The 23,875-nt window shown below is 70.1% G+C and carries 25 protein-coding genes and 3 pseudogenes; 14 read left to right on the forward strand and 14 right to left on the reverse strand.

Translation table 11 applies throughout. The features are described 5' to 3' along the window. Positions 1–120: 120 nt before the first annotated feature. Complete coding sequence (locus tag OG609_RS06350; RefSeq protein WP_327271894.1) at positions 121–1,326, forward strand: PstS family phosphate ABC transporter substrate-binding protein; 1,206 nt, start codon at positions 121–123, stop codon at positions 1,324–1,326. A 125-nt stretch (positions 1,327–1,451) separates the two neighbouring features. On the opposite strand, the gene rpsN is transcribed toward OG609_RS06350, so the two are convergent. Then, positions 1,452–1,757 (reverse strand): 30S ribosomal protein S14, encoded by a 306-nt coding sequence (gene rpsN / locus OG609_RS06355; protein ID WP_327271895.1) that lies wholly within the window; start codon positions 1,755–1,757, stop codon positions 1,452–1,454. Next, positions 1,757–1,993, reverse strand: a complete 237-nt coding sequence (gene rpmB, locus OG609_RS06360; protein ID WP_327271896.1) for a 50S ribosomal protein L28 — start codon at positions 1,991–1,993, stop codon at positions 1,757–1,759. The genes rpsN and rpmB overlap by 1 nt, the downstream gene beginning before the upstream one ends. Before the next feature lie 67 nt (positions 1,994–2,060). Here rpmB and rpmG point away from each other — a divergent pair, with 67 nt between their 5' ends. From rpmG to rpsR, 4 genes are read left to right on the forward strand one after another with little or no spacing between them, the layout of a single operon-like run. Continuing rightward, positions 2,061–2,225 (forward strand): 50S ribosomal protein L33, encoded by a 165-nt coding sequence (gene rpmG / locus OG609_RS06365; protein WP_327271897.1) that lies wholly within the window; start codon positions 2,061–2,063, stop codon positions 2,223–2,225. Positions 2,226–2,257: 32 nt separating this feature from the next. Then, complete coding sequence (locus OG609_RS06370) at positions 2,258–2,512, forward strand: type B 50S ribosomal protein L31 (RefSeq protein ID WP_327271898.1); 255 nt, start codon at positions 2,258–2,260, stop codon at positions 2,510–2,512. Next, a complete protein-coding gene (locus OG609_RS06375) occupies positions 2,512–3,666 on the forward strand; it encodes a CobW family GTP-binding protein (RefSeq protein WP_327271899.1) in 1,155 nt (384 codons plus the stop codon). Before OG609_RS06370 ends, OG609_RS06375 begins: the two co-directional genes overlap by 1 nt. 48 nt (positions 3,667–3,714) lie before the next feature. Beyond that, on the forward strand, positions 3,715–3,951 hold the full coding sequence (gene rpsR, locus OG609_RS06380) for a 30S ribosomal protein S18 (RefSeq protein WP_327271900.1): 237 nt from the start codon (positions 3,715–3,717) through the stop codon (positions 3,949–3,951). An 85-nt stretch (positions 3,952–4,036) separates the two neighbouring features. On the opposite strand, the gene OG609_RS06385 is transcribed toward rpsR, so the two are convergent. Then, the gene (locus OG609_RS06385) at positions 4,037–4,573 is read right to left on the reverse strand and encodes an O-acetyl-ADP-ribose deacetylase (RefSeq protein ID WP_327271901.1); all 537 of its coding nucleotides are present in this window, start codon (positions 4,571–4,573) and stop codon (positions 4,037–4,039) included. A 14-nt stretch (positions 4,574–4,587) separates the two neighbouring features. Between OG609_RS06385 and OG609_RS06390 the strand changes: the two genes are divergently transcribed. After that, positions 4,588–4,875, forward strand: coding sequence for a hypothetical protein (locus OG609_RS06390; protein ID WP_327271902.1), 288 nt, complete (start codon positions 4,588–4,590; stop codon positions 4,873–4,875). Positions 4,876–4,956: 81 nt separating this feature from the next. Here OG609_RS06390 and OG609_RS06395 read toward each other — a convergent pair whose 3' ends face one another. Beyond that, positions 4,957–6,372, reverse strand: a complete 1,416-nt coding sequence (locus OG609_RS06395; RefSeq protein ID WP_327271903.1) for a phytoene desaturase family protein — start codon at positions 6,370–6,372, stop codon at positions 4,957–4,959. A 159-nt stretch (positions 6,373–6,531) separates the two neighbouring features. On the opposite strand from OG609_RS06395, the gene OG609_RS06400 reads away from it, so the two are divergent. Further along, entirely contained in the window at positions 6,532–7,335 is an 804-nt protein-coding gene (locus tag OG609_RS06400) for a nucleotidyltransferase family protein (RefSeq protein WP_327277952.1), read from the forward strand. Beyond that, complete coding sequence (locus tag OG609_RS06405) at positions 7,332–7,757, forward strand: VOC family protein (RefSeq protein ID WP_327271904.1); 426 nt, start codon at positions 7,332–7,334, stop codon at positions 7,755–7,757. Before OG609_RS06400 ends, OG609_RS06405 begins: the two co-directional genes overlap by 4 nt. Here OG609_RS06405 and OG609_RS06410 read toward each other — a convergent pair. The 5 genes and pseudogenes from OG609_RS06410 to OG609_RS06430 form a co-directional block, all read right to left on the reverse strand. Continuing rightward, positions 7,733–8,560, reverse strand: a complete 828-nt coding sequence (locus OG609_RS06410) for an inositol monophosphatase family protein (RefSeq protein ID WP_327271905.1) — start codon at positions 8,558–8,560, stop codon at positions 7,733–7,735. The two genes, OG609_RS06405 and OG609_RS06410, sit on opposite strands and share 25 nt — an antisense overlap. Before the next feature lie 63 nt (positions 8,561–8,623). Then, on the reverse strand, positions 8,624–10,465 hold the full coding sequence (locus tag OG609_RS06415; protein WP_327271906.1) for a gamma-glutamyltransferase family protein: 1,842 nt from the start codon (positions 10,463–10,465) through the stop codon (positions 8,624–8,626). Positions 10,466–10,538: 73 nt separating this feature from the next. Continuing rightward, positions 10,539–10,824: pseudogene (locus OG609_RS06420) on the reverse strand (oligopeptide/dipeptide ABC transporter ATP-binding protein); the annotation flags it as partial. Continuing rightward, a complete protein-coding gene (locus tag OG609_RS06425) occupies positions 10,825–11,175 on the reverse strand; it encodes a Zn-ribbon domain-containing OB-fold protein (RefSeq protein WP_442817943.1) in 351 nt (116 codons plus the stop codon). 154 nt (positions 11,176–11,329) lie between these two features. Then, positions 11,330–12,037, reverse strand: a complete 708-nt coding sequence (locus OG609_RS06430) for a TetR family transcriptional regulator (RefSeq protein WP_327271908.1) — start codon at positions 12,035–12,037, stop codon at positions 11,330–11,332. 109 nt (positions 12,038–12,146) lie between these two features. Between OG609_RS06430 and OG609_RS06435 the strand changes: the two genes are divergently transcribed. Both OG609_RS06435 and OG609_RS06440 read left to right on the forward strand, forming a co-directional pair. Then, positions 12,147–12,932: an electron transfer flavoprotein subunit beta/FixA family protein gene (locus tag OG609_RS06435; RefSeq protein ID WP_327271909.1), complete on the forward strand. Its 786-nt coding sequence runs from the start codon at positions 12,147–12,149 to the stop codon at positions 12,930–12,932. 54 nt (positions 12,933–12,986) lie between these two features. After that, complete coding sequence (locus OG609_RS06440; RefSeq protein ID WP_327271910.1) at positions 12,987–13,949, forward strand: electron transfer flavoprotein subunit alpha/FixB family protein; 963 nt, start codon at positions 12,987–12,989, stop codon at positions 13,947–13,949. A gap of 141 nt (positions 13,950–14,090) precedes the next feature. Here OG609_RS06440 and OG609_RS06445 read toward each other — a convergent pair. Continuing rightward, positions 14,091–14,240: pseudogene (locus OG609_RS06445) on the reverse strand (HoxN/HupN/NixA family nickel/cobalt transporter); the annotation flags it as partial. Positions 14,241–14,338: 98 nt separating this feature from the next. Next, the gene (locus OG609_RS06450; protein WP_327277953.1) at positions 14,339–15,388 is read right to left on the reverse strand and encodes a cation diffusion facilitator family transporter; all 1,050 of its coding nucleotides are present in this window, start codon (positions 15,386–15,388) and stop codon (positions 14,339–14,341) included. A gap of 126 nt (positions 15,389–15,514) precedes the next feature. Here OG609_RS06450 and OG609_RS06455 point away from each other — a divergent pair, with 126 nt between their 5' ends. The 4 genes and pseudogenes from OG609_RS06455 (at position 15,515) to OG609_RS06470 (ending at position 18,801) form a co-directional block, all read left to right on the forward strand. Then, positions 15,515–15,862, forward strand: coding sequence for an ArsR/SmtB family transcription factor (locus tag OG609_RS06455; RefSeq protein WP_327271911.1), 348 nt, complete (start codon positions 15,515–15,517; stop codon positions 15,860–15,862). A 391-nt stretch (positions 15,863–16,253) separates the two neighbouring features. Next, entirely contained in the window at positions 16,254–17,399 is a 1,146-nt protein-coding gene (locus OG609_RS06460) for a magnesium and cobalt transport protein CorA (RefSeq protein ID WP_327271912.1), read from the forward strand. Positions 17,400–17,550: 151 nt separating this feature from the next. After that, positions 17,551–17,817, forward strand: a pseudogene (locus OG609_RS06465) (CorA family divalent cation transporter); the annotation flags it as partial. A 243-nt stretch (positions 17,818–18,060) separates the two neighbouring features. Continuing rightward, entirely contained in the window at positions 18,061–18,801 is a 741-nt protein-coding gene (locus tag OG609_RS06470; protein ID WP_327271913.1) for an SDR family NAD(P)-dependent oxidoreductase, read from the forward strand. Between the two features lie 166 nt (positions 18,802–18,967). On the opposite strand, the gene OG609_RS06475 is transcribed toward OG609_RS06470, so the two are convergent. The 3 genes from OG609_RS06475 to OG609_RS06485 all read right to left on the reverse strand — a co-directional run bounded on the left by OG609_RS06475 (position 18,968) and on the right by OG609_RS06485 (position 23,750). Beyond that, positions 18,968–20,251 carry an MFS transporter gene (locus OG609_RS06475; protein ID WP_327271914.1) on the reverse strand — a complete coding sequence of 428 codons (1,284 nt, stop codon included), beginning with the start codon at positions 20,249–20,251 and terminating at the stop codon, positions 18,968–18,970. Beyond that, positions 20,248–21,375 (reverse strand): PLP-dependent cysteine synthase family protein, encoded by a 1,128-nt coding sequence (locus tag OG609_RS06480; RefSeq protein ID WP_382910305.1) that lies wholly within the window; start codon positions 21,373–21,375, stop codon positions 20,248–20,250. The genes OG609_RS06475 and OG609_RS06480 overlap by 4 nt, the downstream gene beginning before the upstream one ends. Before the next feature lie 935 nt (positions 21,376–22,310). Beyond that, positions 22,311–23,750, reverse strand: coding sequence for a SulP family inorganic anion transporter (locus OG609_RS06485; RefSeq protein WP_327271916.1), 1,440 nt, complete (start codon positions 23,748–23,750; stop codon positions 22,311–22,313). Between the last annotated feature and the right edge of the window lie 125 nt (positions 23,751–23,875).

A 23,875-nucleotide genomic window follows, 5' to 3' on the forward strand; every position in this document is an offset into this window, starting at 1 on the left:
TCCTTCTGGCCTCCTCCGGACACCCGGCCCTAGCGTTCCGGTCGCCATCGCAGGGCAGGCCGCCGGGTACGGAGTGTCCCTCTCCGGTTGCCCTTCGGACCGCTATCCGGGAGACCATCGATGAAACGTACGGCTCGCGCAGCAACCGCACTGGCTGTCACCGTCGCGCTCGCGGCGGCCGGAACCGTCACCAGTCTCGCCAGCACCGACAACAACGCCGACAATCTGACGACCTGGGCCGTCGCACCGCAGAAGAAGGTGGCCCCGCAGACCCCCGAGCAGGACGAGTACAACAAGACGCACGGCCGCCCCCTCCCCGCCCCGGAACTCCTCCAGCCGACGCTCGACGCCGGCCTGGGGAAGTACCGGGCCCGGCCGAAGAACTCGCTGCGCGGTGACTACGAGTGCGCCGCCTCGGACGTGCTCGCCGATCTCTCCCAAAAGTGGATCAAGGAATTCGAGAAGAAGTACCCCAAGGTCCACATCAGCGTGAACCCGCCCTACGCCGGAAGTCTCGGCGCCCTGGAGCTGATCAAGGGCAAGCTCGACTGCGTCTTCGTATCGCGCGAGCTGAAGCCGACCGACATCCAGGGTTTCCACGACGCCTTCGGCTACGACCCGCTCAGCATCCCCATATCCGGCGGGAGCTACCGGCACTTCGGCTTCCTGGACTCCGTCGGGTTCATGGTCAACAAGAAGAACCCGGTGGACAAGCTCACCCTCGACCAGCTCGACGCCGTGCTGTCCACCACCCACAACCGCGGCGGGAAGACCGCAACCACCTGGGGCGATCTGGGCGCGACCGGCGACTGGGCCGACAAGCCGGTCCATATCGTCGGCCTTCAGCCGTGGAACGGCTTCGAGGAGTTCGTCCGCCAGCGGGTACTCGACCACAACGGCAAGCGCGGTGAGTGGCGCCCAGGGGCAGCGGACGGCACCACCCCCGCCGATCCCGCGGTGCACTGGGAGAAGACCGTCTTCAACCTCTCCAAGGCCGTCTCCGACGACCCCTATGCCATCGGGTACACGGGGATGGCCTACGTCGACTCGGCGGTCAAGGTCATCTCGCTCAGCGACCATGCCGGTGACCCGGCATACGCCCCGACGTACGAGAACGTCGCCTCGGCCGCGTACCCCCTGAGCCGGGTCACATATCTCAATGTCAACAAGCGGCCGGGGAAGCAACTGGACCCGGTCATGGAGGAACTGATCCGCTTCATCCTCAGCAAGCAGGGCCAGCAGGTGGTCTCGGGGCAGCAGATCTTCCTGCCGCTTCGATCCGGCCAGACACGCAACAGCCTCGACGCACTCGACAGCGCACCCTGATCTGCTCTCGCTCGCAGCCCCGGTAGCCGATTCGGCCGCCGGGGCTGTGTCATGTCACACCTTCATTCGGCGAACCGCTGCAGCCGGGGATCACGACCGACCACTACACATCACGAATGACCAGGTCACCAGGAGGACTTGGTGACTCCGGGGAGGTATCCGGCATGGGCCAGCTCGCGCATACGGACGCGAGAAAGCCCGAACTTCCGCAGGTGTCCGCGCGGCCTTCCGTCCACGCCGTCACGGTTGCGCACCCGGGTCGCGCTCGCGTCGCGCGGCTGGCGTCGGAGTTCGTCCACGGCGGCGCGGCGCTCGGCATCCGTGAAGGACGGGCGGCGGATGACCTCCTTCAACTCGGCACGGCGGGCGGCATACCGCTCGACGATCGCCTCGCGCTTCTCGTTCTGCGCGATCTTGCTCTTCTTGGCCATCAGACCTTCACTCCCCCGGCACGGATACGGGCGACGGCCGCCTCGATCCCGATGCTGTCGATCGTCTTGATCGCCTTGGCGCTGAGCGTCAGCCGGATGTTCCGGCCTTCGCTCGGCAGCCAGTACCTCTTGCACTGAATGTTGGGGTCGAAGCGGCGCGAGGTGCGCCGGTGCGAATGGGAGATGTTGTTGCCGAAGCCCGGCCGGGCGCCGGTCAGTTGGCAGTGGGCGGACATGGCGCTACCTGCTTTCCACGACGGAATGCTTGTTGGAAATGGAAATCATTGCCATATAGTAGCGCCCATGGCTCGCAACGAACTACGCCCCGTCGTCAAGCTCCGCTCCATCGCGGGGACCGGCTACACGTACGTCACCCGCAAGAACCGCCGGAGCGACCCCGAGCGCATGGTTCTGCGCAAGTACGACCCGGTCGCCCGCAAGCACGTCGACTTCCGCGAAGAGCGCTGACCGTTCCCCCGTCCGAACCAGAAGGACACTTCATGAAGCCCGGAATCCACCCCGCGTACGGTCCCGTCGTCTTCCGCGACAAGGCCGCCGGCTCCGCCTTCCTCACCCGTTCCACCGCGACCAGCGACAGGACGGTCGATTGGGAGGACGGCAACACCTACCCCGTCGTCGATGTCGAGATCTCCTCCGCGAGCCATCCCTTCTACACGGGCACCGCCCGCGTTCTGGACACCGCCGGCCGCGTCGAGCGATTCGAGCGCCGCTACGGCCGACACGGGGCGAACTGATGCAGGACCAGGACCGGTTGCCCGTCGTGATCGTCGGCGGGCTCCACTCCGACGCCCGCAAGGAGGTCGTGGAACGACTGCTGCGTACCGTCCCCGGCAGCGTCGCCCTCCACCACGATCTGGCCACCGGCGCCGAGGGCACCGTGCGGCGCCTCGTACGGGACGCGTCGGGTGAGCTGTCCCGCGGCGACGCCCCGCTCGTCAACGACTGCGCCTGCTGCGCGCTGCGCGAGGACCTGGTCCCCGAGCTGGAGCGACTGGCCGGCAGCGGTCTGACCCGGCTGGCGATCGTCGAGCTGTGGGACTCGGTCGAGCCCGGAGCGATGGCCGAGGTCGTCGTCGCGCACGGCGGTCACGTACTCGAACTCACCAATGTGATGACGGCCGTCGACCCCGCACTCGTGCTGCCGTACCTGGGCAACGGCGACGACCTGGCCGAGGCGGGTCTCGCGGCGGCCACCACCGACCGGCGAACCGTGGGAGACACCTGGGCCCGACAGTTGGAGTACGCGCCCGTGCTCGCCCTCGTCGACAGCGAAGCGGCCGACGACAAGGACCGCGCTCTGCTCACCCAGCTCCACCCGACCGCACGTCAGGTGCCCGCAGGTTCGGGCGAACTCGGCCGACTGGCCTTCGCGGGCTTCGACGTGGAGACGGCGGCTGCGGCCCAGCACCCCGCCTGCGCCCTGCTGCCGCAGGAGGCGGACGAGGCCGGGGTCGCCACGCTCGTCTGGCACCGCCGCCGCCCCTTCCATCCCGAGCGGCTCTACGAGGCGCTGGAAGACCTGTGCTGCGCGGCCGCGCGCAGCCGTGGCCGGTTCTGGCTCGCCGACCGTCCCGACACCCTTCTGGCCTGGGACGCCGCCGGTGGTGCGCTCTGCGTGGAGAGCGCAGGGCCGTGGCTGGCGTCCCTGCCGGACGCGGCCTGGGACATGGTGAGCCCCATGCGCAGGGCGGCGGCCTCGCTCGACTGGCACCCCGAGCACGGCGACTGCTGCCAGCACCTCGTCTTCACCTCCCCCGGCCTCGACCGCGACGGGCTGGCCGAACTCCTCGAATCCTGTCTGCTCACCGACACCGAATACGCCGCGGGACCCGAGGCGTGGAAACAGCTCCCGGCCACCTTCGACTCGCTCCTCGACCCGGTTTCCTGACCCCGCACCGAACGCGGCGGCGCAGCCCTCATCTCCAAGGAATGTCACATGGCACGATGCAACGATCCCCACAAGCCGCTGAAGTCCCGCCCCAGTCCGCTGGACACGGCCGGGATCACCTACATCGACTACAAGGACACCGATCTGCTGCGGAAGTTCATCTCCGACCGCGGCAAGATCCGCAGCCGTCGCGTGACCCGGGTCACCGCACAGCAGCAGCGGCAGCTCGCCCGGGCGATCAGGAACGCCCGCGAGATGGCCCTGCTGCCCTACGCGCACAGGTAACAGCGCAGGCTGCGTGCGTTCGCCGGCCCCTCCGCGGCCCGTCGGACGCACGCAGCCCACCTGCCCTGCGCACGCGCCGCGCGCATCAGCCCCGCGCGGCCACGGCCTCTTCGAACTCCGCATACGCCTGCGCGTCGAACAGCACGAACCGCACCTCCTCGACGGGCGGCGCGGCCTCCTCCAGAACTGTACGGACGGCGATACGCGCCCCGTCGTCCATGGGCCAGCCATAGATCCCGGTCGAGATGGCGGGAAAAGCGACGGTGCGTGCCCCCAGCTCCGCAGCCACACGCAACGATTCGCGGTAGCAGGAGGCGAGGAGCGCGGACCGGTCCTCGGCGCCGCTCCAGACCGGCCCTACGGTGTGGACCACCCATCGGGCATCCAGCTTTCCGGCGGTCGTGGCAACGGCCTGGCCGGTGCGCAGGCCCTTTCCGTACCGCGAGGCACGCAGCTCTCGGCACGCGGCGAGGATCTCCGGACCACCGCGCCGGTGGATCGCCCCGTCGACTCCGCCGCCGCCGAGCAGGGAGGAGTTTGCCGCGTTGACGATGACATCGGCGGACTGCTGGGTGATGTCACCGCGTACCAGGGTGACGGTGACGGCCTCGGGTGTGCGCATGCGGCCATGATGCCGTGTCCCCGTCGGCCGGACGGCCCTTGGCGCTGCTGTTCGGCAGTCCCGTGGTCCACCTGGCCGACCGAGCCCGGTACTACCGCGTCATCACCCGCCGGGCCCGGGCCGGACGGCTCATCGCATGCGCCGCCGGTGTCGCCGCGGTCTGGATGCCTCCGCTCGCCTCCCTCGCCGTGCCCGACGTGATCCCGGCCCTGGTCGCCGTCGTCCTGCCGCGTCCACGGCCGGCAGGCGAAGGCCCCGAAGGTCACGGCCGCGGGTGTGCGGCCGTGACCGGCCGGAGATGATGGGTGCCCCCTGCCCGGTGGTGCAGGGGGCACATCGGCCCGGTCCGGACGGTCCCGGCGCTACGGACGGCCTTGAGTTGCTCAGGCCGCCCGAAGCCGCCGCCAGACGGCCTTCGCCGCATGGTGACCGGACATGCCGTGCACGCCCGGGCCGGGCGGAGTGGCCGAGGAGCACATGAAAACCGCCGGATGCGCCGTCGCATACGGGACCCGTGCGAGCTTGGGCCGGATCACCGTCTGGAGGCCGGAGAACGCGCCGCACGCGATGTCGCCGCCGACGTAATTGGCGTTGCGCGCCGCGAGTTGGGGCGGCCCCGCGACCGCTCGGGCGAGCACCAGGTCGCGGAAGCCCGGGGCGAAGCGCTCCAGCTGCCGCTCGATGACATCGGTGGCGTCGCCCTCCCAGCCCGCCGGGACATGTCCGTACGCCCAGAAGACATGCCGGCCCTCGGGCGCGCGGGACGGATCGACCAGGGTGGGCTGTGCCGTGATCAGGAACGGCACGCTCGGGTCGCGGCCCGCCACCGCGGCGCTCAGCGCGGAGTTGATCTCGCCGGCCGTGGGGCCGATGTGGACCGTTCCGGCGCGGCGGGCCTCCTTCGCGGTCCAGGGGACGGGGCCCGACAACGCGTAATCGATCTTGAAGCAGGATGCCCCGTACCGATAGCCGCTGTAGGCGTGGCCCAGCCCCGCGATGCGGGCGAGGGCGGTGGGCGAGGTGTCGAAGATGTAGGCGCGGGCGGGCGGGAGCTCGTCCAGGCGCTTGACCTCCGTGCCGGTACGGATCGTGCCGCCCTGTTCGCGTATGTACGAGGCAAGGGCGTCGGAGATGGCCTGCGATCCGCCGCGCGGCACCGGCCAGCCCTTCTCGTGCGCGGCGAGGGCGAAGAGCAGGGCGACCCCGCCGGTGCCCAGACCGCTGACGGGCGCTATGGCGTGGGCGCCGAGCCCGGCGAACAGACCGCGCGCCTTCGCACCGCGGAAGCGGCGGGAGAGCAGCGTCGCGGGCTGAAGCGCGTCGAGACCGAATCGCACCCAGCGGTACGGGTCACGGGGCAGCCCGTCCCACGGGGTGCGCAGAAAGTCCTCGGCGAGGGTGTCCCAGTGGCCCAGGTACGGGGCGACGAGCCTGCGGTACGCCCCCGCGTCCTGGGCACCGAGCGACATGGCGCTCTCCCCCACCGACCCGGTGAGCACGGCGGCCGACCCGTCCGGGAACGGGTGGGCGAGCGCCAGCTCGGGCTGGAGCCACTCCAGCCCGTGCCGGGCCAGCGGCATCGCGTTGAACGCGGGCGAGCCGATGCCCAGCGGATGAACGGCGGAGCAGGGGTCGTGGCGGAATCCGGGGAGGGTGAGCTCTTCGGTGCGGGCACCGCCTCCGACGGTCTCGGCCGCCTCGAAGACCTCCACGGCGAAGCCACGGCGGGCCAGTTCGGCCGCGGCGGTCAGTCCGTTGGGCCCCGCCCCCACGACGACAGCATCAAGCATCGACGGCACCTTCGGACTCCTTCGTCAGCCGACGGCAAGGACACCCAGGATATTCCGAGGCGTCGACAACTCGGTCGCGGGTAGGGTCGCCGCTCGATGAACACGCCGAATTCTCACGCCGCGCCCGTGTCGCATACCTCCTCTGTCACGCCCGTCCGTATCGCGGACATGGCCTCCCGGCTCGCCGCGCTGCCCGGCATCCGGGCCGTCGCCCTGGGCGGCAGCCGGGCCCGCGGCACGCATCGCCCGGACTCCGACTGGGATCTGGGCGTGTACTACCGCGGCGCTCCTGACCTGGCCGCACTGACCGCGTTGGCGTCCGAGGTACAGGGCTCCCCGGCGGAGGTCGCGGGTCCCGGTGGCTGGGGGCCCTGGGTCGACGGGGGGGCCTGGCTGCGGGTGGACGGCGCCCCGGTGGACTGGATCCTGCGCGATCTGGACCGGGTGGAGGCGGTCTGGTCCGACTGTCTCGAAGGCCGCTTCGAAGTGGGCGTGCAGCCGGGGCATCCGCTCGGCTTCTGGTCCCCCGCCTATCCCGGGGAGGTCGCGCTCGGGCACGTACTTGCCGATCCCCGAAACGAATTGACAGCACTTCAGCAGGAGACCAGGACCTATCCGGAGCCTCTGCGCACCGCGCTCGTCGAAGCCGCGTGGGAGGCGGAATTCTCGGTTGCGGCCGCCCGCAAGTCGGCCCCTGCCGGGGACCCGCTCCATGTCGCCCTGTGCCTGTCGCGGGCGTTCGGCATCCTCACCCAGTCACTCCACGCCCACCACCGCACCTGGTGTCTGAACGAGAAGGGTGCGCTGGCCGCTGCGGGCGCCCTGCCGGACACCCCCGCGGACTTCGCCGAACGGGTCGGCGAGGCGCTGAGGGGGCTGGACGCGGCGGCGGTGCAGAGGGCTGCGGAGTTGGTGCGGGACGTCCGATCGGTGCTGGCGACGGGCGCCGGAGCACCCGGGATCTGCTCGTGATCGCCGAACTCCAGTGCGTGGTACTCGACTGCGCCGATCCCGCACGCCTCGCCGGGTTCTACCATTGCCTGCTCGGCGGGGAGATCGACCGGCCGGACCGGCGATGGGCGCTCGGCGACGGCTGGGCGACGCTCCACACGGCAGCCGGGCCGGTCCTCGCCTTCCAGCGGGTGGCGGACCACCGGCCGCCGCGGTGGGGGGATCCGGCGCACCCGCAGCAGTTCCATCTCGACTTCGGCGTCCCGGATCTGGGCGCGGCGCAGACACAGGCAGTGGCGGCCGGTGCGGTGATCCTCGACGGCGGAGCCGGGACGGCGCGCCCGTGGCGGATCTATGCGGACCCGGCCGGGCATCCGTTCTGCCTGGTCCAGCACGGCCACGGCGAGGCGGCGGTCGGTCAGGCTTCGCCGCGGAGTGCCTGAAGGATGCGTTCGACGGTCGCCTCGTCACGGGCCGCCGTGAACGGCAGGGCGTTGCCGCCGGTGATGCGGAACGGTGCGCCGGAGAGCGTGGCCTGGGCGCCGCCCGCCTCGGTGACCAGGAGCAGGCCTGCCGCGTGGTCCCAGGCGTACTCCCAGTTGAAGGCGACCGCATCCTGGTCGCCGCGGGCGACGGCGAGGTATTCGAGGCCCGCGGAACCACAGGGGCGGGCATCGATGCCCTCGGTGCGCAGGCCGAGGAGGGCGCGCTTCTGGGCCTCGGTGGTGTAGTCGGGGTGCGACATCGCCACCCGCAGAACAGCCCCGGGTGCGGGCGAGCCGGAGCATATCGGCTTGCCGTCGAGCGTGGCACCGCGGCCGCGGACGGCGATCGCCATCTCATCCAGGGCCGCGGCATACGTCCAGGAGGCCAGGAGTTCGCCGCGGTGGGCCAGGGCGACCAGGGTGCAGAAGCCCGGTTCGCCGCGGACGAACTGGCGGGTGCCGTCGACCGGGTCGACGACCCACACCGGTGCGTCGCCGCCCAGCGCGTCGTACACCTTCGGATCGGCGTGGACCGCTTCCTCGCCGACGACGACCGAGCCGGGCAGGAGCCTGGTCAGGGATGCGGTGAGGTGTTCCTCGGCGAGGCGGTCGGCGGTGGTGACGAGGTCGTGCGGGCCGCTCTTCTCGACGATCTCGTGCGCGGCGAGCTGCCGGTAGCGCGGCATGATCTCGGCGGCGGCCGCTGCGCGGACCGCCGCCTCGACCTCGGTCAGGTCTCCGGCAAGGAATTCATCGATCATGACCCCAGCTAAGCACGGTCCACCGCGGTGCCGACGACCTGGTCATGACGGGGAGGTGGCCGGTCAGCGTCCGACGGCGTACCCCTGCATGCCGCGCGGGTTCGCGGCCGCGGACAGCACTCCGGTCTCCGGGTCACGGGCCACGGCGCACATCCGGCCCTCGGACCACGGGTCGCCGACGGTGACGTCATGGCCGCGGCGGCGCAGCTCCTCGACGACCTCCGGGTCCATGCCCTCCTCGACGGTGACGCTGCCGGGGCGCATCCCGCGCGGGAAGAAGGAGCCGGGGAAGCTGTCGTTGTGCCAGTTCGGGGCGTCGATGGCGCCCTGGAGGTCGAGGCCGCCGCGGACCTCGGCGCGCAGCGCGACCGCCAGGAAGAAGTGGACCTGCCACTGGTCCTGCTGGTCGCCGCCGGGCGTGCCGAACGCCATGACCGGAACGCCGTCGCGCAGGGCGAGGGAGGGGGTGAGGGTGGTTCGGGGGCGGCGGCCGGGGGTGAGGGAGTTCGGCAGGTCCTCGTCGAGCCAGGCCATCTGGAGCCGGGTGCCGAGCGGGAAGCCGAGCTCCGGCACGACCGGGTTGGACTGGAGCCAGCCACCGCTGGGCGTGGCGGAGACCATGTTGCCCCAGCGGTCGACCACGTCGACGTGGCACGTGTCGCCGCGCGTCGTGCCGTCCTTGTCGACGGTCGGCTCGCCGGCACCGGCGCGGTTCTTCGCCACGGTCGGCTCGCCGACGCCCGCCGCCGGGATGCCCATGGCATCGAAGCCGGCCTCGCCGGAGGCGACGGCATGGGCGTGCTCGCTGAGGACGGGAGTGCGGCCGTCCGGGCTGCCGGGGCGCAGTTCGCGCGAGGCCTCGTCGGTGATGAGGGCGCGGCGCTCGGCGTTGTACGGCTCCGAGAGCAGCGTGTCGAGGGGGATGTCGGCGGCGTCTCCGTACCAGGCCTCGCGGTCGGCCATGGCCAGCTTGCAGCCCTCGATGAGCAGGTGGACGTAGTCGGCGGAGCCGTACTGCGGAAGCTCGGCCGGGAGCAGGGCGAGCTGCTGAAGGAAGGCGGGGCCCTGGCTCCAGCCGGCCGCCTTGGCGAGCGTCCAGCCGTTCCAGTCGTACGTGGCGGGCGCCTCGTAGGACGCGGACCAGCCGGCCAGGTCGGCGGTGGTGAGGGTACCGGTGTGGCGGGAGCCGCTGGTGTCCATGGTGGGGCGGGCCGCCTGGCGCACCAGGGCCTCGGCTATGAAACCCTCGCTCCAGATCTTCCGTGCGGCGTCGATCTGGGCGATGCGGTCCTCGCCGCCGGTCTCCTCGGCCTCGGCGATCAGCCGGCGCCAGGTGGCGGCGAGTGCGGGGTTGCGGAACAGCTCGCCCGGCCTCGGCGACTTGCCGCCGGGCAGGTAGACGTCGGCGGAGGACCGCCACTCGGTCTCGAAGAGTTCGCGGACGGTCTCGACGGTCTGGCCGATCCGCTCGACGGGCGCGTGGCCGTCCTGCGCGTACCCGATGGCGTACCGCAGCACCTCGGCGACGGTCCTGGTGCCGTGGTCGCGCAGCAGCAGCATCCAGGCGTCGAACGCGCCCGGCACGGCTGCGGCGAGCGGTCCGGTGCCGGGGACCAGGTCGAGGCCGAGGGAGCGGTAGTGGGCGACGGTGGCACCGGCGGGGGCCGGGCCCTGGCCGCACAGCACCTGCACCTCGCCGTCCTTCGGCGCCAGGATCATCGGCACTTCACCGGCCGGGCCGTTGAGGTGCGGTTCGACGACATGCAGGACGAATCCGGCCGCGACGGCGGCGTCGTAGGCGTTGCCGCCGTCCTCCAGGACGGCCATCGCGGACTGCGAGGCGAGCCAGTGGGTGGAGGACACCATGCCGAAGGTGCCCTGGAGGGTCGGCCGGGTGGTGAACACGGATATGGCTCCTTGCTGCGACGTGCGAGGTTCTGGAGTTCGGTTCGGATCGTATGTACGGAAGGTCAGGCGGGTCCGGGGCGGTGCCGTCGTCCTTGACGAGGTCGCAGGAGACCCGCCGGCCGCCGGGCAGTTCGCGCAGGGCCGGGGCCTCGGTGCGGCACCGGTCGGTGGCGAGCGGGCAGCGGGTGTGGAAGCGGCAGCCGGGCGGCGGGGTCCAGCGGGCTGGGGAGCTCGCCGTGCAGCACGATGCGTTCGCGGGAGCGCTGCTCGACCGGGTCGGGGACCGGCGCGGCGGAGAGCAGCGCCTGGGTGTACAGGTGTTTCGGGGAGGCGAACAGCTCGGCGGTCGGGGCCTGTCAGAACCAGTCGTCGCGCCCGGGCGGGTCGCAGAGTTCGAAGACCACCTCACCGGCATCCCGATCACCGTCGGCAACCGGGCGCACCCGCGTGCCGGCCGACACCTGGTGCGGTGCGGCACCCACGACACGGCAACGGAACACAAAGCCCTCGGGGAGCCGGACGAGGGACTCGTTGCGTGCCGCGTCCGTATAGCGATGCACGACGCCGGACCTCACCACGACACCCAGACCGGCGCTGCGTTCGGGCTTCAGATCACTTGATGCGCACACCGGACACAGCAGCCTCCGGAAGGAGGCCGTGCCGCACCAGCGGCACCGGTGGTAGTACAGGCCGACTTCCTCATGCACCGTCTGCACGGTGCCACTTGATGACTGGGACACGCTTCGACCCCCTGAGCTCGGCTCGGATGCGCCGCACCTGCGCGTCGGCGCGTCCGCACCATAGGGCACTGAGTGCCGAAACGTAAACGCACTCAGTGCCATACCGAGGTCGGCCCCGGTGTCAGCCCTGGCCGATGACCGACTCGATCTGCTGCACGACGCGCCACATCGGGGCCCCCTTGGCGGCAACCATGACAACCACGTCACCGTCGGTGGCGGCCGGGTACGCACCCCCGGCCGGCGCACTCCCCCACACCTGACGCACCAGACCGAGTGCGAGATCCACCGCGGCCTCCGCGTCCCCCTCACCGCCCGAACGCAGCCAGGTCCGCAGCCCGTTGTTGTGCGCGGCAACCACGGAAGCGGCGATCACCTCGGCCCGCAGCGCACCGTCCCCCGACTCGCCGTACCGGTCACGGAGATAGCCGGCCAACGTCTGTTCGTAACGGCGCACCACGGACAGTTCGTAGGTACGCAGCCCGGGCACCTCCCGGGTGAGCCGGTAGCGCTGGACGGAGAATTCGGGGTTTGCGGAATACATGCGCAGCACGAGCCGGGCCGCGTCGCACACCGCGTCGACCGGCTCCGCGTCACCGACCTCCGCGAGAAACGCCGTCATGTCGGCAAGGCAGCGCTCGTGATCCGGGAAGACCGCGTCCTCCTTGGAGGGGAAGTACCGGAAGAACGACCGGCGCCCGACCCCGGCCCGCGCCACGATGTCGTCCACCGTGGTCCGCTCGAAGCCCCGCTCCAGGAAGAGCTGGAAGGCCGCCTGGGCGAGCACCTCCCGCATGGGGGGCTTCTTCGCTGGTCTGCGTGCGTCAGTCATGCGGGGAACGTAGCACCGGAATGCCCTTTCTGGCACCGAGTTCCTTTACAGAGGGTACTGAGTGCCATATTGTCGTCGATACGAACCACACCCAGGTAGGAGAGCCGGCGTGAGCTTGAGGATCGTTGTCTGTGTGAAGTACGTGCCCGACGCCACCGGCGACCGGCACTTCGCCGATGACCTGACGCTGGACCGTGAGGATGTCGACGGTCTGCTGTCGGAGCTCGACGAGTACGCGGTGGAGCAGGCGCTGCAGATCGCGGACGGTACGGACGGTGCGGAGATCACTGTGCTGACGGTGGGTCCGGAGGATGCCAAGGACGCGTTGCGCAAGGCGCTGTCGATGGGTGCGGACAAGGCTGTTCACGTCGAGGACGACGATCTGCACGGCAGTGATGTGATGGGCACGTCGCTGGTGCTGGCGAAGGCGATCGAGAAGACGGGTTACGACCTGGTGATCTGTGGCATGGCGTCGACGGACGGCACGATGGGTGTGCTGCCGGCGGTGCTGGCGGAGCGTCTGGGTGTCCCGCAGGTGACGCTGTTGTCGGAGGTGTCGGTCGAGGGTGGCACGGTGACGGGCCGCCGGGACGGCGACACGGCCTCGGAGCGGCTGGAGGCGTCGTTGCCGGCGGTGGTGTCGGTGACGGACCAGTCGGGTGAGGCGCGTTACCCGTCGTTCAAGGGGATCATGGCGGCGAAGAAGAAGCCGGTTCAGTCGCTGGACCTGGAGGACCTGGAGATCGAGGCGGGCGAGGTCGGTCTGGCGGGTGCCTGGACCGTGGTGGATTCCGTGGCGCAGCGTCCGGCCCGTACGGCGGGCACGATCGTCAAGGACGAGGGCGAGGGCGGCAGGCAGCTGGCCGAGTTCCTGGCCGGCCAGAAGTTCATCTGACCCCCCTGTTTGTCCCCCGTCGTTTCTTCGCTACTCGCAGGAGATTGAAGTCCCATGGCTGAAGTTCTCGTTTATGTCGATCACGTGGACGGTGCCGTCCGCAAGCCGACCCTGGAGCTTTTGACGCTGGCGCGTCGTGTCGGTGAGCCGGTCGCGGTGGCGCTCGGCAGTGGTGCCGCCGGTACCGCGGGGGTGCTGGCGGAGCACGGTGCGGTGAGGGTTCTGACCGCCGATGCGCCGGAGTTCGCCGACTATCTGGTCGTGCCGAAGGTCGACGCGCTGCAGGCCGCCCATGCCGCCCTGTCTCCGGTGGCGGTGCTGGTCCCGTCCTCCGCGGAGGGCAAGGAGATCGCGGCCCGTCTCGCGGTCCGGATCGGGTCGGGCGTCATCACCGACGCCGTCGACCTGGAGGCCGGTGAGCAGGGTCCTGTCGCCACGCAGTCCGCGTTCGCCGCGTCGTTCACCACCAAGTCCCGTGTCTCCAGGGGGACCCCGGTCATCACGGTCAAGCCGAACTCGGCTCCGGTCGAGGCCGCTCCGGCGGCGGGCGCGGTCGAGACCCTGGCGGTGTCGTTCTCCGCGCAGGCCACCGGCACGAAGGTGCTGTCCCGCACGCCGCGCGAGTCGACGGGCCGTCCGGAGCTGACCGAGGCCGCGATCGTCGTCTCCGGCGGCCGTGGCGTCAACGGTGCGGAGAACTTCGCGGTCATCGAGGCGCTGGCCGACTCGCTCGGCGCGGCCGTCGGCGCCTCGCGTGCCGCAGTCGACGCCGGCTGGTACCCGCACTCCAGCCAGGTCGGCCAGACCGGCAAGTCCGTCTCCCCGCAGCTGTACATCGCCTCCGGCATCTCCGGCGCGATCCAGCACCGCGCCGGCATGCAGACGTCCAAGACGATCGTCGCGATCAACAAGGACGCCGAGGCCCCCATCTTCGACCTCGTCGACTACGGCGTCGTCGGCGACCTCTTCCAGGTCGTCCCCCAGCTCACCGACGAGGTCAAGTCCCGCAAGGGCTGACCCGCCGCCCAGCCGCACCCCCCTTCTTTTCCGACGGTCCGGGGCCGCGTCGTGTGAACTCACCGCGCGGCCCCGGACCGTTTCCGATCACCATCGACGCAGATCCGGCGGCGTCCCCTGCCGGTTCGGACGAAGTCGGCGTCAGCCGTTGTCGGTGGCACGGGCCGTCCAGCGTTCCTCGACTTTCGCGATCCTCCAGTAAGCCGACGCCACCGCCCGCACCAGCACGAAGAGTCCGACGATGATGTAGCCGACATTGCCCAGGTCGAGGCCTGAGATCCAGCCGGCGACCGTGACGACGCGGACCGACCGGTCCACGCCCTGGAGGTATTCGCCGGCCACGGCCGACGAAGTCCTCATGGTCCTGGTGCCGTTGCAGATCTCTCGGCTCAGGTCCCGTGGTGTGCCAGGACCAGGTGCGGGTCCGGGGCACCCGGCGCCGGAGTCGGGTCGGCATGGACCAAGGCCGCGGTCAGCTTCGGTACGGCGTGCAGCAGGGCATGCTCGGCCTCCACGGCCACCTGGTGGGCTTCACGCACATTCAGCTCGCCGTCGACGACGACCGCGACCTCCGCACGCAGCCGGTGGCCGATCCAGCGCAGCCGCAGCTCACCCACCGCCCTTACGCCCGCCACGTGTTCCAGCGCGTGCTCGGCTGCGTCGACCAGGGCGGGATCGACGGCGTCCATCACCCGGCGGAAGACTTCCCGGCAGGCGTCGCGCAGCACCAGCAGAATCGCAGCGGTGATGACAAGACCCACGATCGGGTCGGCAAGCCGCCAGCCGATCGCGGCACCGCCTGCGCCCAACAACACGGCGAGCGAGGTGAATCCGTCGGTTCGGGCGTGCAATCCGTCGGCTATCAAGGCAGCCGAGCCGATCTCGCGTCCGACTCGGATGCGGTAGCGGGCCACCCACTCATTGCCTACGAAGCCGACCACGGCCGCGGCAGCGACGGCGGGCAGGTAGCTGATCCCCTGTGGGTTCAGCAGGCGGTCGATCGCGGTCCAGGCGGCAAAGAACGCGGAGGCCGCAATGGTCACCACGATGACGATGCCGGCCAGGTCCTCGGCCCGCCCGTAGCCGTAGGTGAAACGGCGGTTCGCCAACCGGCGACCCAGGACGAAGGCCACGCCCAGTGGCAGTGCGGTCAGTGCGTCGGCCGCGTTGTGCACGGTGTCGCCGAGCAGAGCCACCGAGCCGGACAGGACGACCACCAAAGCCTGCGTCACAGCCGTGACGCCGAGCACCGCCAGCGAAATCCACAGCGCCCGCATGCCCTGCGCGCAGGACTCCAGGGCACGGTCGACCTTGTCGGCGGACTCGTGCGAGTGCGGTTTCACCAGGTGGCCGAGTTGATGCCGCCACCGTGCCCGGCGGCGGGTGCCACCGCGCCCATGGGCCTGCCCGCTGTCCCGTCCGTGATCATGGTCGCGCATGTGCCGGTACTCGTGCGGGTGGTGGGTGTGTCCAGGCTGCTCGCTCACGGTCCGGCCTTTCGACGCGGGACGGGGATGTGGACACCACAAGGCGCCCTGACCCATTATGTGCAGATGAGCGCACGCATGCACCTATCACCTGCACACGGTACGCACCCGCGAGATCCAGGCGCCGAACAGCTCACCCACGCCGCCGCGGTCCTGATCCTGCTCGCCGACCGCACCCGGCTCGCACTGGTGCACACGCTCGGCAAAGGTGAAGCGGATGTCACCTCACTGACGGCAGCCTGCGGAGCCGCTCGTCCGGCGGTCAGTCAGCACTTGGCCAAGCTGCGACTGGCGGGGCTCGTGTCCGTACGCAAGGAGGGTCGGCGCATGATTTACGGCCTGCCCGACGAGCACTTGCGACGCGTGGTCGACGAAGTCATGAACCTCGCCGACCACCACCTCAGCGGCGCTGCCGTGCACGACTGAGCAGCGGGCCTCTGCGAGGCGGTGGAGGCGGCGCCACAGCAGGCGGTTGAGGCCGCGGCGTACAGACTCCTCACCATCACCCCGGCCGGCAGCGACGGGCCGACCGCGGCCCCGGTCACACCAGGAGCAGGCGGTTCGCCTTGGCAGGCGTACTCCACGGCGCCGTGTTCATCGGTCCAGAGAGTTCGCCCGGCAAGGTATAGCCTGCTCACCGGCCCCGTCCCGTGCGTACAGAAAGGCAGGTGAGATCCACGATGTGTGGTGAACCTCCTAGTCGCACGCCGCGGGACGCTGCCATGACCGGACCCTAGCCGGATCCGAAGGCGACGTCTGCGGCGTGCCCTCGCCCATCCCTACGCCTTCTACTTCCTGCCTGCGGAAGGACTCCGTCATGTCCGAGCGTCGTCTGCGTGCCCTGCGCGCGTTCAAGAAGCCGGCCAAGCGCCCGGCCGGGCATCTCCCCGCCGATGAGCAGCCCGGCACGGCTGCATCGGCCGGGCAGCAGCCGCCCCGTGAGACCAGCGTCATCACTGCCGCGCTGTATCACGACGGCCACCGCACCAGCACCCATGACTCGCTCGCCGAGACCTTCCAGAAGCTCCGCGAGGCGGACGGCGGCATGGCGTGGATCGGCCTGCACCGGCCGACCGAGGCCGAGCTGCTGTCCGTTGCGGACGAGTTCGACCTGCATCCGCTCGCCGTCGAGGACGCGTTGGAGGCGCACCAGCGCCCCAAGCTGGAACGTTACGGCGACACCCTGTTCGTGGTGCTGCGTGCCGCCCGCTACCTGGATGACGCCGAAGAGGTCGATTTCGGCGAGCTGCACGTCTTCGTGGGAACCGACTTCGTGATCACCGTGCGCCACGGGGCCGCCCCGGATCTGGCAGCGGTCCGGCGTCGTATGGAGGACACCCCGGATCTGCTCAAGCGCGGCCCCGAGGCGGTGCTGTACGCGATCCTCGATGCGGTCGTCGACGGCTACGCGCCCGTGGTCGCCGGCGTGGAGAACGACGTAGACGAGATCGAGACCGAGGTCTTCAGTGGCGACCCGAAGGTGTCCCGCCGTATCTATGAGCTCTCCCGGGAAGTGGTGGAGTTCGCGCGCGCGACCCGTCCGCTGACGAGGATCCTGGAGGGGCTGAGCGCCGGATTCGAGAAGTACGGAATCGACGAGGAACTGCGCAGGTACCTGCGCGATGTGGCCGACCACTCCACCCATGTCACCGAACGTGTCGACGGCTTCCGCCTGGCGCTGCAGGACATCCTCGCGGTCAATGCCACGCTGGTCAGCCAGCAGCAGAACGAGGAGATGAAGCAGCTGGCGCAGGCCGGCCACGCGCAGAACGAGGAGATCAAGAAGATCTCCTCGTGGGCGGCGATTCTGTTCGCGCCGACACTGGTGGGGACCATCTACGGGATGAACTTCGCACACATGCCGGAGCTCGGCTGGGTCCTGGGGTACCCCTTCGCAATCGCGCTGATGGCTGTCGTATGTCTCGGGCTGTACGTGGTCTTCAAACGCCGGGACTGGCTCTGACCCCATGGACCGGGAGATCGAGGATGCGCCAGGATCGGGAGATCGGCTGTGTGTCCAATCCTCCCGAAAGTTTGTATCGCCGCGCGGGGCGCCCGCGTCGTGCGGATGAGTCGGTGCACGCTCCGGAAACGGACCGGCGCCGACTGAACCCCGCGTCGCGTCGTTCGACGCCCTGCTCGGTTCAATCCTCCAGGCCCACCTCGCCCAGGTGACCGTCGCCCAGAACGAGGACATGCGCAAGATCACGGCATGGGCGGCGATCATCGCCGTACCGACGATGGTCTGCGGCGTCTACGGCATGAACTTCGACCACATGCCGGAGCTGCGCTGAACCTACGGATATCCCCTCACCCTCGGAGTCATGGCTACCGCCTGCCTCGTCATCCACCGAAGCTTCCACCGTGCCGGCTGGCTCTGACCAGCGTCCTCCGGACCTGCTCCGGCCATGCGGTAGCACCTCACGCGGGAGGGCTGCACTCTCAGCGGCCTTTCCCGGGGCCGGATTCCTTGAACACCGATGTGACCGAGCGCCCTGGTTGGCGCGTCCGGCCAACCGGGGCGCTCGGTTACGCAGGACTGCGTCGATGGCGCGGGCGCGGCGTGGGGTGGCGATGGCCACGCCCCGACATCTCTGCTGGAGGCCATGACAGGATCCGTCGGCATGAGGACTGAACAAGCGGATAGGCCCGTCGCCCTGGTCAGCGGGTCCACGTCGGGGATCGGGGAGGCCGTTGCACGGAGGCTGGCGGCGGACGGAATGCGGGTCGTCGTGCACTCGCGACGCAGTGCGGAGGCCGGGGAGGCGCTGGCGGCCGAGCTCGGCGGGGCGTACGTACGGGCGGATCTGGCGGTGGAGGAGGAGGCCCGGGGGCTGGTCGAGGCGGCACTCGGCCGGTTCGGGCGCCTGGACGTGCTGGTGAACAACGCGGGCATCAGCTGGCCGATCCCGCACGACGACTTGGCCGCTGCGACACCGGCGGACTGGCGGCAGTTGCTGGAAGTCAACCTGATCGCACCGTGGGTGCTGTGCACAGCGGCACTTCCGATGCTGCGCCGATCCCCCGCAGGCGGCAGCATCGTGAACATCACCAGTCATGCCGGGGTGCGCCCCAAGGGCTCGTCGGTGCCGTACGCAGCGAGCAAGGCCGCGCTGAATCACGTGACCCGGCTGCTCGCGGCTGCGCTCGGGCCGGATGTGCGGGTCAACGCGGTCGCTCCGGGGCTGGTGGACACGCCGATGACGAAGGACTGGGCTCAGGCGCACGAGTTGTGGCGGGACCGCGCGCCCATGCGCCGCCCGGCTCAGCCCGCCGACGTGGCCGACCTGGTGGCGTCGGTGATCGCCAGCACCTATCTCACCGGCGAGGTCATCGTGCTCGACGGAGGACTGAACCTGACCTGAGCCGGCCGGAGGGCTATGCCACGCCGGCGAACTACCCTGCCGGCCAACCACCGCGCTCAAGACTGGCGGCTAGAGCGCTCGGTCACGGCCGAATGAGCAATGTCGCGGTCAGTGCGCCCAGTTTTCCCGGCGAGCTGAGCAGGCCATCGCGCCGGACGGCATTGCCTCACCGCTGCGGAACAGGTTCCCCCGCCCGGCCGACCCGGAGAGGTCCAAGTCTCCCGGTACGCGTCAAACCTGCGATGGCTGCGGCGCACACGACGCCCACGATGCACAACACGAGCCAGGGCAGGCGCGGTTGCTCAGTGGAGGCATCCCACACGGCGCCGGTCGCAAGGTTCCCGACGGTGATCCCGACGCCCGAGATGGTGTTGTACAGGCCGTAATGGGTGGCGACCAACCGCTCGCCGGAGAACGCGACGACGGTGTCCATCTCGAACGGATACACCAGGGCCGTACCGAGGGCGAGCAGGGCGGCCGCAAGGAACAGCGGTGTCAGGGCCACCGCCCGGATCAGCAGTCCCTCGCCCCGGGGTGGTGCGCCCGCGACAAAGAGCGGTGCGAAGGCGCCGCCCATCAGCGTCAAGCCGTACACGACGGACCGGCCCGGAGACCAACGCGCCCGCGCCCAGGCGGTGATGCGCAGCTGCCCTGCCGCGGCAACACCCGCCGACACGGCGAAGAGCGACGTGGTGACGCCGTCCCCGCTCCCCGGGGCCACCCGCTGCGCCTGCAACGGCAGCGCCAGGTAGATCTGGAAGGACAGGACGTACGAGCCGATCATCGCCGCGGAAAAGAGCAGGAAGGGGCGGTTGGACACGACAGTGCGCCAGTCGGCGAGCACTCCTTGGCGCCGCTCCTTCGCAGCCGGCGGGCGCCCGCGGTCGGGCAGGACCTTGACCTGTACGAGGGTGAGTGCGAGGAAGAGCAGTGCCGCCACCGCGCACACCAGGCGGAAATTCAGTGCGATCAGGGCAAGACCGATCAAGGGGCCGGCGAACATGCCCACTTGGTAGAAGACGTTGAACAGCGCGAACGCCTCCACCCGTCGCTCCCCCGCTTCCCGTGCGAGCAGGGCCCGCACAGCCGGGTTGAACAACGCCCCCGCGAAGCCCGTCAGCGCCGACGCGACGATCAGCGCGGGCAGCGAGTCGACGAAGCCGAGCAGTCCGAAGCCCACGGTCCGCAGCACACATCCGGCGACGATCACGCTCTTGCAGCCGAGCCGGTCCGCGAGCGTGCCGCCGATGAGGAACATGCCCTGTTGGCTGAAGTTCCTTACGCCGAGCACGAGTCCGACCGCCCAGGCGGCCATGCCCAGGCCACCCGAGAGGTGGATCGCAAGGTAGGGCATGAGCATGTAGAACGCCGTGTTGATGGTGAACTGCTGGACCATCAACAGCCGTAGGGCACCGTCGAAGGAGCGGAACTGCCGGGCGAGCTCCCTCATCGTGTGGTCTCCTCGTCGGCGCGGGGCGCGGTGACGTTCACACAGCGCGTCCAGCGCTCCACGACGCGCTCGCCGGGATGGGCGATCTCATCGGGGTCGTCAGCGGTCCGGCGTGAGAGGAGGTCGTGCGTGCGGCAGTAGTCGTCGTTGTAGACCGTGTCCCAGTAGCGGTGGACTCCGTCGGGGAAGATCGCCGCGATGCGGGTACCCGGGGTGTGGGTGCGGGCGAGCCAGCCGGCCACCAGCGCAACGGCGCCGACGCTCCAGCCGCCGCTCGCACAGTGGTGCCTCGCCAGCTGCCGGGCCGCCCGGACCGCCTCGTTCGGTGCGACCCAATGGGCCTCGTCGAAGGCGGCGTGGTCGACGTTGCGCGGGTAAATACTGCTGCCCAGGCCCCGCATCAGGCGAACACCGGCGGGCTGGCCGAAGATGGTGGAGCGCACCGAGTCGACGCCCACCAGCCGCACGCCCGGCGAGATCGCGCGCAGGGCACGGGCGGTCCCGGCCGAGTGCCCGCCCGTTCCAACGGCGGCCACCAGCACGTCCACCCGGCCGAGCTGTACGACGAGTTCGAGGGCAAGATTCGCGTACGCCGCCGGGTTGTCCGGGTTGTGGTACTGGTCGGGGCACCAGGAGCCCGGATGCGCGGCGAGCAGGGAGCGGACGCGGTCCCTGCGCGCCTGCTGCCAGCCGCCGGCCGGACTCGGCTCTGCCACCACCTCCACCCGGGCGCCGAGGGCGCGGAGCTGGTGGACCATGAGCGGTTCCATGCCTGGGTCGGTGACCAGAGTGACCGGATGGCCGTAGGTGATGCCCGCGAGCGCGAGACCGAGTCCGAGCGTCCCGCTGGTGGACTCGATGACGGGCGCTTCGGGCCTGAGCTCTCCGCGGGCCCGGGCAGCCGCAACCATGTGAAGGGCCGGGCGGTCCTTGATGCCGCCGGGATTGGCGCCCTCCAACTTGGCCCAGAAGCCTCGGCCTGCGGGAGTGAAAGGGCTTCCGACCCAGAGGACCGGGGTGTTGCCCACCATACCGGCGGGGGTGCGGCGGGGCGCACCTGCCGGTTCGGGGAGTCCGTGTGCGGCCACGAAGGTGTGCACGTCGTCGGTGGAAATGCTGCGCATGGCAGCGGTCATGGCGACCTGGTCTTTCCACGGCCGCGAACCGGGTCGGGGCCGTCGCGTGAGAACGGTACGGGTACGGGCGGCTCGTGCGGGCGGTCGCGGGAGCGGCCGGGCGCACCGAGCCGTGTCACGTACGGCTGACGCAGACCAGTTGCAGCAGAGAGAATCCCGTGGGGCACGGCGTCCCACCGGCTGCGAGCCCTACGGGACGGCGCCGCGACGGACTCGAGAGGCCCGCCTCCATGAGTCCCCACGCTGCCAGGGTGTTCAGCAGCGCCGCCAGGAGGGGGAGCCCGGAGCGCGTCGGCGCCTCGACCAGGAGCACCGCCGAATCACAGCATCCGCCGGGAGTCGCTGGATGATGCCCGGTCTCGGACCCGTCGCTGTCGGTGGTTTCCGCTGTGTCCAACACGGGTCCCGTGTCCCGCACGTGGGGGTCGGCTGCGGGCGGCGGACCGCTGAGGAGTGACACGTGATGTCCGTCCTGCGCCTGCACACCACATGTCAGCACATGGGCCACGGCGGCGATCGCCAGGCTCAGGAACAGAGTGATGACGAGGCGGCGAACACCCGGCCCCGGGACAACAACGGACGGCACGCCCCGACCATATCGCCGAACAGGAAGTGATGTGCATTTATGGGGAATTAAGGGTGAAAAACCTCATCGAGACAGTACCAGCCATGCGAATCTGCTAAGGAACTCAGCCGGTGAGCCCAGCGGTGTGCTCCGCGGGCGTCCTCCTCGGCGGGGTCATCGGCAACGACGGGCCCTGCGCCGCGCATCGGCCATCTGAACGATCCTCCTCGCCATGCGACTCGGGCCGCCATCCGTAGTGGCCGAGGCTCCACACCGTCACCTGTAGGACTTCCCCGACGCTGCCGGTCTGCGTGCGGAACACTCGACACCTGTCGGATGTATCCAAGCGTGGGCCGGCTCATGAGGCATCGATGACGGTGACCGGTTGGGTGCGTCCTTCATTGCGCGGCTCCGCCCATGTGGACAATGCAGTGCGGCATGCGTGGTCAAGGTGGCGCAGGCCCGTCAGGTCGATTTCCACGCTGCGGTTTCGGGGCAGTGCCTCCAACGCGTCCAGCATCTTCGGCAGTCGCAGAAAGGTGGCATTGCCGATCATGTACACCTTGACCGGCCCACTGCCCTGATCGGACACCTCCAAGCGCAGGTGGGAGGTGTCCCAAGCAGTCTTGGCCACGGCGAACGCCAGACCGATCAGCACGCCTTCGAACATGTTGACCACGACGATCGAGGCTGCCGTTGCTACGAGGATCACGGCCTCTCCGCGCTGTTCGCGCCACAGTCCGCGCCATTGCCTGACGGGGATCAGCTTGCCGCCCGAGTAGATCAGGACCCCGGCCAGTGAGGCGAGCGGCACCGCGGAGAGGGCGGACGGCAGAATCGCAGCGAACAGCAGAAGCCAGACGCCGTGCAGTACACGGGAAGCCTTGGTGTGCGCACCTGCCTGGACGTTGGCCGCGCTGCGCACGATGACTGCCGTCAACGGCAGGGTGCCGAGCATCCCGCAGACCGTGTTTCCGACGCCCTGGGCAACGAGCTCCTTGTCGTAGTCGGTACGCGGCCCGTCGTGCAGCCGGTCCACCGCCGCTGCGCTGAACAGGCTTTCCGCCGAGGCGATCAGGGCAAAGGCGAGCACGGTGCCGACCAGACTCACCCCGGCCAACTGCCCGAAGGCGTCTGCGGTCGGAGGCTGAATGGCCTGGAACACCCCCTGCACTTCGATCTTCGCCACAGGGGCGTCGGACAGAACCGCCAATCCGGTGGCCACACCCACCCCAGCGAGCGGAGACGGTACTCGTCGTACAGCGTGCGGCAGATGTCTCCACACGGTCATCACCGCGATGGTTGTGGCCCCGAGTGCGAGTGCGGCCTGTGCCTCGAAGGAGCCCACTGCTCCCGTGAACAGTCCCGGTAGGCCGGTGATCTTTGCCGGGCCTGTACTCGGTGACGTCGCGTCCGCCATCGCGTAGAGCTGACCGGCGATCAGCACAAGTCCGATTCCGGCGAGCATTCCTTGTACGACGGCGACAGAGACTGCCCGGAACCATCCTCCGATGCGTGCGAGGCCCATGGCCAGCTGCAGTACGCCTGCCGCCAGGACAATCACCCCCACCACGGTGATGCCGTAAGCGCTGACCGCCTCGTGGACCAGCACTGTCAGGCCGGCCGCCGGGCCGCTCACCTGCAGGCTGCTGCCAGGCAGGCAGCCGACCACCAGCCCGCCGACAATGCCGGTGACCAGGCCGAGTTCAGCCGGAACGCCGGACGCAGTCGCCACTCCGACGCACAGGGGAAGCGCCACGAGGAAGACGACGAAGGACGCCGCTACCTCACGTCCCACCGCTCCGGCGCGCGGTTTACCGACTTCGGGGTCATCCCCCCTGCCCCTGGGGTTCCGATCGCGGTCGCGTACGCGGGTGCCGGTCACAACGGGAGAAACGCGTCTTGGTGCGGCCGCGGGGCAAG

The sequence above is a fragment of the Streptomyces sp. NBC_01224 genome, from assembly GCF_036002945.1.
Lineage (GTDB): Bacteria > Actinomycetota > Actinomycetes > Streptomycetales > Streptomycetaceae > Streptomyces.

What these genes read in the sequence shown, in the direction of transcription:
- OG609_RS06460 (WP_327271912.1), top strand. Translation starts at nt 16,254, where the DNA reads ATGTCCGAGCGTCGTCTGCGTGCCCTGCGCGCGTTCAAGAAGCCGGCC.
- OG609_RS06455 (WP_327271911.1), top strand. Translation starts at nt 15,515, where the DNA reads ATGCACCTATCACCTGCACACGGTACGCACCCGCGAGATCCAGGCGCC.
- OG609_RS06470 (WP_327271913.1), top strand. Translation starts at nt 18,061, where the DNA reads ATGAGGACTGAACAAGCGGATAGGCCCGTCGCCCTGGTCAGCGGGTCC.
- rpsR (WP_327271900.1), top strand. Translation starts at nt 3,715, where the DNA reads ATGGCACGATGCAACGATCCCCACAAGCCGCTGAAGTCCCGCCCCAGT.
- OG609_RS06450 (WP_327277953.1), bottom strand. Translation starts at nt 15,388, where the DNA reads ATGCGCGACCATGATCACGGACGGGACAGCGGGCAGGCCCATGGGCGC.
- OG609_RS06350 (WP_327271894.1), top strand. Translation starts at nt 121, where the DNA reads ATGAAACGTACGGCTCGCGCAGCAACCGCACTGGCTGTCACCGTCGCG.
- OG609_RS06385 (WP_327271901.1), bottom strand. Translation starts at nt 4,573, where the DNA reads ATGCGCACACCCGAGGCCGTCACCGTCACCCTGGTACGCGGTGACATC.
- OG609_RS06370 (WP_327271898.1), top strand. Translation starts at nt 2,258, where the DNA reads ATGAAGCCCGGAATCCACCCCGCGTACGGTCCCGTCGTCTTCCGCGAC.
- OG609_RS06440 (WP_327271910.1), top strand. Translation starts at nt 12,987, where the DNA reads ATGGCTGAAGTTCTCGTTTATGTCGATCACGTGGACGGTGCCGTCCGC.
- OG609_RS06475 (WP_327271914.1), bottom strand. Translation starts at nt 20,251, where the DNA reads ATGAGGGAGCTCGCCCGGCAGTTCCGCTCCTTCGACGGTGCCCTACGG.
- OG609_RS06410 (WP_327271905.1), bottom strand. Translation starts at nt 8,560, where the DNA reads ATGATCGATGAATTCCTTGCCGGAGACCTGACCGAGGTCGAGGCGGCG.
- OG609_RS06430 (WP_327271908.1), bottom strand. Translation starts at nt 12,037, where the DNA reads ATGACTGACGCACGCAGACCAGCGAAGAAGCCCCCCATGCGGGAGGTG.
- OG609_RS06375 (WP_327271899.1), top strand. Translation starts at nt 2,512, where the DNA reads ATGCAGGACCAGGACCGGTTGCCCGTCGTGATCGTCGGCGGGCTCCAC.
- OG609_RS06480 (WP_382910305.1), bottom strand. Translation starts at nt 21,375, where the DNA reads ATGCGCAGCATTTCCACCGACGACGTGCACACCTTCGTGGCCGCACAC.
- rpmG (WP_327271897.1), top strand. Translation starts at nt 2,061, where the DNA reads ATGGCTCGCAACGAACTACGCCCCGTCGTCAAGCTCCGCTCCATCGCG.
- rpsN (WP_327271895.1), bottom strand. Translation starts at nt 1,757, where the DNA reads ATGGCCAAGAAGAGCAAGATCGCGCAGAACGAGAAGCGCGAGGCGATC.
- rpmB (WP_327271896.1), bottom strand. Translation starts at nt 1,993, where the DNA reads ATGTCCGCCCACTGCCAACTGACCGGCGCCCGGCCGGGCTTCGGCAAC.
- OG609_RS06400 (WP_327277952.1), top strand. Translation starts at nt 6,532, where the DNA reads ATGGCCTCCCGGCTCGCCGCGCTGCCCGGCATCCGGGCCGTCGCCCTG.